At 59.3% G+C, this 10,368-nt stretch carries 10 protein-coding genes; 2 read left to right on the top strand and 8 right to left on the bottom strand.

The genetic code is table 11. The features are described from left to right. Positions 1-108: 108 nt before the first annotated feature. Positions 109-1,173: an ABC transporter substrate-binding protein gene (locus AC1RQB_RS25505; protein ID WP_063342975.1), complete on the bottom strand. Its 1,065-nt coding sequence runs from the start codon at positions 1,171-1,173 to the stop codon at positions 109-111. Positions 1,174-1,523: 350 nt separating this feature from the next. Between AC1RQB_RS25505 and AC1RQB_RS25500 the strand changes: the two genes are divergently transcribed. Next, the gene (locus tag AC1RQB_RS25500; protein WP_007898856.1) at positions 1,524-2,237 is read left to right on the top strand and encodes a UTRA domain-containing protein; all 714 of its coding nucleotides are present in this window, start codon (positions 1,524-1,526) and stop codon (positions 2,235-2,237) included. 160 nt (positions 2,238-2,397) lie between these two features. Here the strand turns inward: AC1RQB_RS25500 and AC1RQB_RS25495 are convergent, their stop codons facing one another. From AC1RQB_RS25495 to minC, 7 genes are all read right to left on the bottom strand, one after another. Then, positions 2,398-4,533, bottom strand: coding sequence for a mechanosensitive ion channel family protein (locus tag AC1RQB_RS25495; RefSeq protein ID WP_063342976.1), 2,136 nt, complete (start codon positions 4,531-4,533; stop codon positions 2,398-2,400). A gap of 72 nt (positions 4,534-4,605) precedes the next feature. Continuing rightward, positions 4,606-4,782: a hypothetical protein gene (locus tag AC1RQB_RS25490; protein WP_007898847.1), complete on the bottom strand. Its 177-nt coding sequence runs from the start codon at positions 4,780-4,782 to the stop codon at positions 4,606-4,608. 206 nt (positions 4,783-4,988) lie between these two features. Next, complete coding sequence (locus AC1RQB_RS25485; protein ID WP_063342977.1) at positions 4,989-6,278, bottom strand: M18 family aminopeptidase; 1,290 nt, start codon at positions 6,276-6,278, stop codon at positions 4,989-4,991. Positions 6,279-6,487: 209 nt separating this feature from the next. After that, positions 6,488-7,123: an RluA family pseudouridine synthase gene (locus tag AC1RQB_RS25480; RefSeq protein ID WP_008073690.1), complete on the bottom strand. Its 636-nt coding sequence runs from the start codon at positions 7,121-7,123 to the stop codon at positions 6,488-6,490. A 181-nt stretch (positions 7,124-7,304) separates the two neighbouring features. Then, the gene (gene minE / locus AC1RQB_RS25475) at positions 7,305-7,559 is read right to left on the bottom strand and encodes a cell division topological specificity factor MinE (RefSeq protein WP_007898843.1); all 255 of its coding nucleotides are present in this window, start codon (positions 7,557-7,559) and stop codon (positions 7,305-7,307) included. Beyond that, positions 7,559-8,371 (bottom strand): septum site-determining protein MinD, encoded by an 813-nt coding sequence (gene minD / locus AC1RQB_RS25470; RefSeq protein ID WP_007898841.1) that lies wholly within the window; start codon positions 8,369-8,371, stop codon positions 7,559-7,561. The genes minE and minD overlap by 1 nt, the downstream gene beginning before the upstream one ends. Before the next feature lie 201 nt (positions 8,372-8,572). Further along, the gene (minC, locus tag AC1RQB_RS25465; protein WP_032830770.1) at positions 8,573-9,310 is read right to left on the bottom strand and encodes a septum site-determining protein MinC; all 738 of its coding nucleotides are present in this window, start codon (positions 9,308-9,310) and stop codon (positions 8,573-8,575) included. A 118-nt stretch (positions 9,311-9,428) separates the two neighbouring features. Between minC and AC1RQB_RS25460 the strand changes: the two genes are divergently transcribed. Further along, positions 9,429-10,361 (top strand): lipid A biosynthesis lauroyl acyltransferase, encoded by a 933-nt coding sequence (locus AC1RQB_RS25460; protein ID WP_008076337.1) that lies wholly within the window; start codon positions 9,429-9,431, stop codon positions 10,359-10,361. The last annotated feature ends 7 nt before the right edge of the window (positions 10,362-10,368 follow it).

Here is a 10,368-nt window from a genome sequence, read left to right as displayed (position 1 = left end):
CCCCCCCCCCCCCCCCCCCCCCCCCCCCCCCCCCCCCCCCCCCCCCCCCCCCCCCCCCCCGCTCCCACATTGGATCTCCATCAGATCCCCGAATGGGGGGCTACCGTCTTACGGCATGTTGATAATGACTTCTTCCTGCCACTTCTGCGGCAGCCCCTTGGAGGTCTTTTCCCATGCGTCGGCGTCTTTGATCGGCGTAACCTTTTTGTACTGCTCGTTAGGCAGCAGCTTGGCCTTGACCTCTTCCGGCAGTTTGATGTGCTCGGCGCGGATCGGACGGGCGTTGCCTTTCGCCAGGTTGATTTGGCCGGCATCGCTGAAGATGTATTCGCGGGTCAGCTTGGCGGCGTTCGGGTTCTTCGCGTATTTGTTGATGATGGTGGTGTAACCGGAAATCACCGAGCCGTCGGATGGAATCAGCACGATGTAGTCATTCGGATTCGCCATCTTGGCCTTGTAGCTCAGACCGTTGAAGTCCCAGACCACGCCGACTTCGATTTCACCCTTTTCCATGGTGGCGATCGTCGGGTTGGCCATGGACAGGCGACCTTGCTTGGCGATGTCAGCGAACAGCAACAGGGCTGGCTGAATGTTTTTCTCGTCACCACCGTTGGCGAGAGCGGCGGCCAGTACACCGTTGGCCGCTTGTGCGGCGGTGCTCACGTCACCGATAGAAACTTTGTACTTGCCAGTCTTGAGGTCGGCCCATTTGGTCGGCGCTTCAGAACCGTGCAGCAGCTTTTTGTTGATGATGAACGCGATGCTGCCGGTGTAGGCCAGCGCCCAGTTACCGTCCTTGTCCTTGGCCCAGTCCGGAATCTGTTCCCAGGTGGTGGGTTTATAAGGTTGCACGACACCTTGCTTGACTGCGATCGGGCCGAACGCGGCACCGACGTCGCCGATGTCGGCCGTGGCGTTGTCTTTTTCGGCGGCGAACTTGGCGATTTCCTGGGCCGAGCTCATGTCGGTGTCGATGTGTTTCAGGCCATATTTCTTGGCCAGGTCTTCCCAGGTGCCTTTCCAGTTGGCCCAGTCATCGGGCATGCCGACGCTGTTGACTGCGCCTTCCGCTTTCGCAGCGGCTTCCAGGGTTTTCAGATCATCCGCCGCCATGGCGGTGGTGCACAGGGCAATGGTCGAGCCTAACAGTGATGCCAGGAAAAACTGTTTCATCCGAAGCTCCTTTGGGCGCTTTCAACGCTGCGATTGCGGTTGTGTTGGTCTAGGTCAGCAATACCTGAGCCAATTTAGGCGGGTTGGATGACATTTTGATGTCGACGACCGGTCGGCCTGAATTTTCTGCGCTCGGATACGCGGGGTGCGAGATAAGCGTAGACCATGGCTAAAGAGCTGATATGAAAGGGGCTTGGCCATAAAATTGCAGGTGTCTGGCGCAACCGTTCGGCGGCTTTGTCATCTGTCAGTCATATGCAGTGCCTAGGCTTGCAGGCAGTTGAAGGAACCGATTTGAATCACGGTTCTGCCCTGAATCAGTGCTGGTCTAGTCCAGATAGGTAACGTTGATGCGCATCGAGACCACCAAAGCGGTGACAGCCATCGGGCAGGTTCTGCAAGAACAGCTTGACCACGGTCTGTTGGCGCCCGGGAGCAAGTTGCCGGCAGAGCGCAAGCTCAGTGAGTTGTTCGGTACCACGCGGATCACCGTGCGTGAGGCTTTATTGCAGTTGGAGGCCCAGGGCCAGATTTATCGCGAGGAGCGGCGCGGCTGGTTTGTGTCGCCACCAAGGCTGGCTTACAACCTGATGCAGCGCAGCCACTTTCACGCGATGGTCAGTGCGCAGGGGCGAGTGCCGTCCACCGAGGTAATTTCGGCCCGTTTGCAACCGGCATCAGCGGCGGTGTGTGCCTGGTTGCAGTTGCCGGCGCTGTCGAGCGTGATCCAGATTTGCCGCTCGCGACGGATTGACGGGCGATTGGTGTTGTATGTGGAGCACTACCTGAACCCGCAGTTTTTCCCCGGGATTCTGGACTTCGATCTGAATCAGTCGATGACCGAACTGTATGCACGGCATTACGACTTGCACTACGGGCGGGTGCGTTTCGAGATTGTGCCGACGGCGTTGTCGGTGGACGCCGCGGCGGCTTTACGGGTGTCGGTGGGCAGCCCGGGGTTGCGGATTGCCCGGGTCAATTACGATCAGCACGAGCGGTTGATCGATTGCGACCTCGAATTTTGGCGCCATGATGCGATTCATGTCGGGGTGGATGTGGTCTGAATCCTGGCTGCGCACACGAGCTGCCGAAGGCTGCGATCTTTTGATCTTGATTTTGATCTTCCGTAGGAGCGAGGCTTGCCCGCGAAGAGGGACTGACATTCAACATAGATGTTGGCCGATAGTCCGTCTTCGCGGGCAAGCCTCGCTCCTACAAGGGATTTTATTCCTTGGCGACGTGCACACTCATCCGCGGCGTCGCCAGATCCAGCCCGGCTTCATCCAGATGGCGTTTTAGCGACAGGTTGAACGCCCGGGAAACTTCCCACTGCTTGATTGGCGCGGTCTTGAAGCGTGCGCGAAGAATCGCGTTGCCGGATTCGAAACTTTCTACCCCCTGAATCTCCAGCGGCGACCAGATGTTTCGCCGTTGCAGCGGGTCGGTGCGCATCTTCTGGCCGACTTCGCGCATCAGTTTGATCGCCTCGTCGATGTCCATGTTGGAGGGCACCGCCACCCGGAAGATCGCGTAACCGAATTCCCGGGAGTAGTTCTTGATGCTTTTGATTTCGCTGAACGGAATGGTGTGAACGATGCCGTCAATGTCCCGCAGGCGCACGGTGCGGATGGTCAAGCCTTCGACCGTGCCCAAGTGGCCGCCGACGTCCACGTAGTCGTCGATGGCCAGGGAGTCTTCGATGATGATGAACAGCCCGGTGATCAGGTCGGCCACCAGTGATTGCGCGCCGAAACCGATGGCCAGACCGATCACACCGGCACCGGCCAGCAATGGCGTGACGTTCATCCCCATGTTCGCCAGGGCGACGATCAGCGCAATGATGAAAATCGCCACGAACAGCACGTTGCGGATCAGCGGCATCATCGTCTGTGCACGGGCATTGGCCAGGCCTTTGCGCGAGCGGGTGAGGGCGTGATGCACGGCGGTGTCACTGAGGATCCAGATCAGCCAGGCAAAAATCAGCGTGCCACCGAGGCTGAACAGTTTGACGCTGACCTCATGACCTTCGCCTTCGGTGAAGCGGATCAGCGACATCCCCCAGACGCGCAGGCCGAGTTCGATGAATGCCAGCCATACCAGCAGATGGGCGAGGGTGTAGAAGAAGCTTTTCAGGCGATCCGAATACAGCGCGTGGCGCTTCACGCTGCGTTGCGGTTTGAGTGAATGGCGGCGCACCAGCCCATTGATGACCATGCACAACACCAGCAGCACGGTACAGATCAGTGACTGACGCAAGGCCGTGCTGGTGTCGCCGGCGGAGACGAAGGTGGCGAACAGCGAGATGCCCACCAGCACCAGCGCTGGCAGGTACCAAAAGGTGCCGAGGATTTCGATCGTGTCGCTCAAGGCCCGGCGAGTCAGGCGCCGGGATAGCGGTTGATTGCGGATCAAGTGCGCGATGGGCCGACGGAAACGCAGAACGAAAAAACCGGTGGAGATCGCCGCCAACACATTGGCGAACGTTGCTGCTGTGTGAGCCAGATGAGTGCCGAGGCTTTCAATCAGGCGCGGATCGTTCAGGGCTTCACCGAAGGCGGCAAAACTGCCGATCAGCCACAACGGGCGGAAGGCCTGATGCCGCAGGATGTACAAGGCACGGTGGCGATGCGGACCATCCAGCACGGAAAACGCGATCACGCAGATCGCCGAGAAACAGGTACCGACCACCAGCGCATAGGCCAACACCATGGCCAGGCTTTTGCCCAATGACGAAGGCAGGGCGTAGGTCATGTAAACCGTCATGACCAAGGCAATCAACCACGGTCCGAGTTTGCGCAAGGCGAAGCGCAGCATGTCCAGCGCCTTGGGGTGTTGTGGCAGTTCTTCGGTGAGGCCAAAGCGCATGCGTACCCGGTGGCCGAGCCAGATCAGGGCGGCGGCCAGTAGGCTCCAGACCATCAGGATTACAGCGAAAGCAAAGATGATCGGCAGCCATTCATTGGCCGGAAGCATCAGCGCCGCCAGTTCGTCCTTGGCCAGATCGACCTCTTCGGACCAGCGATTGAGCGGGCTGTCGGCGCCGGAAAATTGCTTTTCGAGACCGGCCAGAGTGCCGCCGATCAGCCCCAGCACGCCTTGTTCAGTGGTCGGCTGAGCCTTTTGGGTGACGTCGCGAAGTTTTTTCAGGTCCGTCAGTAGCTGGGTGCGCTGCTGATCGTTTTCCAGGGACTTGATGACTTCGTCCAGCGATTGCCCCAACGGCTCTTGTGCTTGCGGCTGGGTTTTCGCCGAGCCATTGAGCAACCCCGGCAAACTGACCGCTTGGGCAGGCGCCATCGGCAGCAGTGTCATCAGGCAGGCAAGGAGCAAACATGGCAGGGCAAAAAGACGAGCGAACACGGTCAACCTCGGATGAGCGAATCGGCCGAGTGTACGAGCCCGTCAAAATCAATGCGAGCCAGGCGCGAGGATTTATTCGTTGAGTTTGGCGAGGATCTTGTAGATCACAGTGGCGAGGATCATCAGCATGCCAACCCACATCGCGAACACACCGGCGTTCTTGTCGCGAAAGTTGAAGCCGATGGCCAGCATGATCATCCCGGAAAGAATCGGGATCAGCATGGCGTGGAACGAAGACAACGAGATCATGGTGACAGCCTTGTCGGAGAGGGTACTGCAAGTCTAGGCGGCTTTCGGACGAGCGGAGGTGATGTGGGGCGGAAGTGAGTCAGAAGCAGCGCAATCCGTGTGGGAGCGGGCTTGCTCGCGAAGGCGGTGTGTCAGGTAACATTAATGTCGACTGACACACCGCCTTCGCGAGTAAGCCCGATCCCACAGGTTGCGATTCGCTCGGACTACGGCAATTCGCGGCAGGTGTAAAACGCGCTCAGCACTTTGACCAGATGCGCCAGGTCATGGCTGCCGCACAACTCACGGATCGAGTGCATGGCGAACGTCGGCAGGCCGATGTCCACGGTGCGCACGCCCAGGTGGCTGGCGGTGATCGGGCCGATGGTAGAGCCGCAGCCCATGTCGCTGCGCACCACGAAGCTCTGCACCGGTACTTCTTCGGCCATGCACAAATGGCGGAAGAAGCCGGCGGTTTCGCTGTTGGTGGCGTAGCGCTGGTTGCTGTTGACCTTGATCACCGGGCCGGCGTTGAGTTTCGGGCCGTGGTTGGCGTCGTGCTTGTCCGCATAGTTCGGATGCACGCCGTGGGCGTTGTCGGCCGAAACCAGCAGGGATTTCTGAATGGTCCGTACGAATTCATCCCCTTCGGGCAACAGACGACGCAGGGTTTGCTCAAGCATCGGACCGTCGGCGCCACAGGCGGAGCAGGAACCGACTTCTTCGTGATCGTTGCAGACCAGCACGCAGGTTTCGTCGGTTTCGGTCGTCAGCAAAGCTTGCAGGCCGGCGTAGCACGACAGCAAGTTATCGAGGCGCGCACCCGCAATGAAGTCGCCATGCAGGCCAATGACCGCTGCGCTTTGGGTGTCGTAGAAGCTCAGCTCGTAATCGAGCACTACGTCAGCGTTCAGGCCGTGTTCGCGGGCCAGTTGATCGGTGAGCACGGCGCGGAAGTCCACGCGCTCGTCACCGGCGAATTGCGCGAGGATCGGCGGCAGTTCGGTCTGGGCGTTGATCGCCCAGCCCATATTGGCTTCACGGTTGAGGTGAATGGCCAGGTTCGGAATGATCGCGATAGGTGCCTTGAAGTCGATCAACTGACTCTCGACCTTGCCGTCGCGGCGGAACGTCACGCGACCGGCCAGAGACAGATCACGGTCGAACCACGGTGCCAGCAGTGCACCGCCATAAACTTCGACGCCCAGTTGCCAGAAGCCCTGGCGTTGCAGTTCCGGCTGGGGTTTGACTCGCAGGCACGGGCTGTCAGTGTGTGCGCCGACCAAGCGGATGCCGCCGTGCAGGGGCGAATGACGACCCATTTTGAACGCGACGATCGAAGAGTCGTTACGGGTGACGTAGTAACGACCATTGGCTTCAGTGGTCCACGGCTCGCGCTCGTCGAGGCGCATAAAACCGGCCGCTTCCAGACGCTGAACAAGGCTGGCGGTGGCATGGAACGGGGTAGGGGAGGCCTTGAGGAAGTCGATCAGGCCTTGGTTCAACTCTTCGCGCATAAGAAGCTCCAGACAGCAGTGGCGCCAGTTTAACGTATTGGTCACCGAATTGGCGGTGGACTGCTGCGGGTGCTACGAGTTTACGTCTTCAGCAGAACCCTGTGGGAGCGGGCTTGCCCGCGATGGCGGCGGGTCAGGCAACATCTATGCTGGCTGTGCCGACCTCATCGCGGGCAAGCCCGCTCCCACAGTTTTTATTGCATTGGCAGTCAGAACGGTGCAGGGCACTCAAAGCGCAGGCGTTCGCCGGTCTGGGGATGAGTGAAGCTGAGCATGCTCGCGTGCAGGCACAAGCGTGGCCAGGCAGCCAGTGCCTGTTCATGGGCATAGAGTCCGTCACCTAACAGCGGGTGACCTATCGAGAGCATATGCACGCGCAACTGGTGAGAACGGCCGGTGATCGGCGTCAGTTCGACGCGGCACCAGTCGCCACAACGCTCCAGCACACGCCAGAACGTCAGGGCATGCTTGCCGAATTCGTGGTCCACCACGTGGCGTGGCTTGGTTGGAGGGTCGTAGCGCAGGGGCAGGTCGATGCTGCCGCTGTCCAGTTCCGGTTGTCCCCAGCACAGGGCGGTGTAGGCTTTTTCGGTTTCGCGGTCGTGAAATTGCCGAGACAGCTCGCGATGAGTGTCCGGGTCACGGGCCAACAGAATGATACCGGACGTTTCCCAGTCCAGCCGATGGACGATTCGCGCTTCCGGGTAGCCGTTTTCTTGCAGGCGCGTAATCAGGCAGTCCTTGTTGTCATCGGCCCGGCCGGGGACGGAGAGCAACAGGGTCGGTTTGTTCACCACCAGTACGGCGGCGTCCTGATGAATGATGCGGATGTTGGACAACGGCATTAAAACAGCCTCGTAACAAACGCCAACGGCGGCTCAGGCCCACGCCCCTGTAGGAGCGAAGCTTGCTCGCGAATGCGTCACCTCGGTCTATCAGATAGACCGAGTTGCCTGCTTCGCGAGCAAGCTTCGCTCCTACAGAGAGCTGGAAAGCCTGAGCCGCCGTGGCTCCTGCCGGATCGACTCAGCGATCTGGCAGGGTGATATTGAGTTCCAGGATCGAGCAACTGCCCTGGTTTTCCAGAGCGACGTGCACGTCATCGGACCCGATATTGACGTACTTGCGGATCACTTCCACCAGTTCCTTCTGCAAGGCTGGCAGGTAATCCGGCGTACTGCGCTGGCCGCGTTCATGCGCCACGATGATCTGTAGACGCTCTTTCGCTACCGACGCGGTGCTGACCTTTTTACTGGCACGAAAGAAGTCAAAAAGGTTCATTACCTACCTCCAAAAAGTCGCTCGAAGAATCCCTTCTTCTCGACATCGAGGAAACGATGGTCCACGGTTTTACCCAGCAGACGATCAACGGCATCGCTATACGCCTGACCGGCGTCGCTCTGGTCGTCGAGAATCACAGGTACGCCCTGGTTGGATGCCTTGAGGACGGCTTGCGATTCCGGAATCACGCCCAGCAGGGTTACTGCGAGGATTTCCTTGACGTCTTCGACGCCGAGCATTTCACCGTTACTCACGCGTGTCGGGTTGTAGCGGGTCAGCAACAAGTGTTCCTTGATCGGGTCTTCGCCGTTTTCGGCACGACGGGACTTGCTGGCCAACAGGCCCAGCATGCGATCCGAGTCACGTACGGAGGAGACTTCCGGGTTGGTCACTACAATCGCTTCATCAGCAAAGTACATGGCCAGGTGGGCGCCTTTCTCGATGCCCGCCGGAGAGTCGCAGACCACGAATTCGAAGTCTTCCTTGAGCTGCATCAGGACCTTTTCGACGCCTTCGACTGTCAGCGCGTCTTTATCGCGAGTCTGACTGGCGGCCAGTACGTAGAGGTTTTCCAGACGCTTGTCTTTGATCAGGGCCTGTTGCAGGTTGGCTTCGCCGTTTACCACGTTGACGAAGTCATACACCACGCGGCGCTCGCAACCCATGATCAGGTCGAGGTTACGCAAGCCGACATCGAAGTCGACGATAACTGTTTTGTGACCACGCAGAGCGAGGCCGGTACCGATAGCGGCGCTGGTGGTGGTCTTACCCACACCACCCTTGCCGGATGTAACCACGAGAATCTTGGCCAAGGTGTTTTACCCCTAAGGAAAAAGGACGTTTAGCCCCTGAAAAACATCTCTTGAAAAACTACTGCAGTCGGACAGCCTTGGCTGGAATCCGGTTCTGAGCGGCGTTTACCCCCGGTAAACACTGCTGTTGGCCTTTTTCCTACTTCGTTTGAGCCGTTTTCGCTACGTTTTAGAGATGCTTGGAAAATGCGGCAGTATCCGTTAAAGCCGAATGATGTTCAACACGTCGCCCGACAGGCTGACTTGTACGCCCGCGCCCCACAATGGATCACGACGCAGATCCTCGGAAACCTTGTAGTGGCCAGCGATAGAGACCAGTTCAGCGGTCATTTGCTGACAGAAAATCCTGGCTTTCGTGTCACCTTTGACGCCGGCCAAGACACGACCGCGCATCGCGCCGTATACATGGATGTTCCCATCGGCGAGAAGTTCCGCCCCCGGGCTGACCGACGAAATCACCACCAAATCGCAACCCTGGGCATAAATCTGCTGGCCACCGCGTACGGGCGAGGTGATGATTTTGGTCGGTTTGATGGTCGGTTCCGGTGGTTTTTCCGGTTTTTTCGCAACGGTGCCTTCGTGCGGGTCGAGCGGGCGTTCACGGGCGCCGGACGGCGGCAGCACCGGCAGATCGACGGCGATGGCGGCGGCAATGTCTTCAATGCGGCTGGCACGGATCGCCAGTGTGCGCAGGCCATGCTGGCGGCAGATGCGCATCAGCCCCGGCAGATCGACCGAGGCTTCGCTGGCCGGAAGTTTGTCCAGGGCCAGGACCAGCGGTGCATTGCTGAAGAAGTTTGGCGCCTGGGCGACCTTGGCGGCCAGTTGCCGATCAAGGTTCTCAAGGTCGTTACGGGCCAGTTCCAGCACCGTAATGGCAAGCATGCTGCCCTTCAACTGGAACACGGGATCTTGGTCTAGCGGTTCGGTTTGGCTCATGGTCGGCATACAACGACTTGTCACTAAAAGTGCCGAGACTTATAACGAGAACGCCCGCAGGCCGCAAGCCGGGTCGAACGATGTAGAATGCGCGGCCACTGTCTTGACGGAACCTTTAATGGATCGCCCGCGTTTTCGAACAGCATTTCTTTCTCCACGTTTCTGGCCGCTGTGGTGTGGCTTGGGGCTGTTGTGGCTGATTGTGCAGTTGCCATATCCGGCGTTGCTGTCGGTCGGTCGCGTCTTGGGTGCCTTGATGTATCGAGTGGCCGGCGACCGACGGCGCATTGCCAAGCGCAATCTTGAGTTGTGTTTCCCTGAAAAGTCCGCTGCCGAGCGCAAGCGTCTGCTCAAGGAAAACTTCGCCTCCACCGGCATCGCCTTCTTCGAGATGGCCATGAGCTGGTGGTGGTCGCGCAAGCGTCTGGCGAAACTGGCCCATATCGAAGGCCTGGAGCATTTGAAGAAGGCCCAGGCGCAGGACAAGGGCGTGATTCTGATGGCCGTGCATTTCACCACGCTGGAAATCGGCGCGGCACTGCTCGGTCAGCAACACACCATCGATGGCATGTACCGCGAACACAAGAATCCACTGTTCGACTACATCCAGCGTCTTGGTCGCGAGCGGCACAACCTCGACTCGCTGGCGGTGGAGCGTGACGACGTGCGCGGCATGCTCAAACTGCTGCGCTCAGGCCGAGCGATCTGGTACGCGCCGGATCAGGACTATGGCGCCAAGCAAAGTATCTTCGTGCCGCTGTTCGGGATTGAAGCGGCAACCGTCACCGCCACCAGCAAGTTCGCACGGCTGGGCAAGGCACTGGTAGTGCCATTCACTCAGCAACGCCTGGCGGACGGCAGTGGTTATCGGTTGGTGATTCATGCGCCGCTCGAGGGCTTTCCCGGTGAGACGGAAGAGGCTGACTGCATTCGGATCAACCAGTGGGTCGAAAGTGCTTTGCGCGAATGTCCGGAGCAATACCTCTGGGCACATCGCCGCTTCAAGACCCGTCCACCGGGCGAGGCGAAGCTGTACGCCAAACGCGGTTGAGTCACCG

The organism is Pseudomonas sp. GW822-FHT02E03 (assembly GCF_058802325.1).
This window is presented reverse-complemented; position numbering and strand designations above follow the sequence as displayed.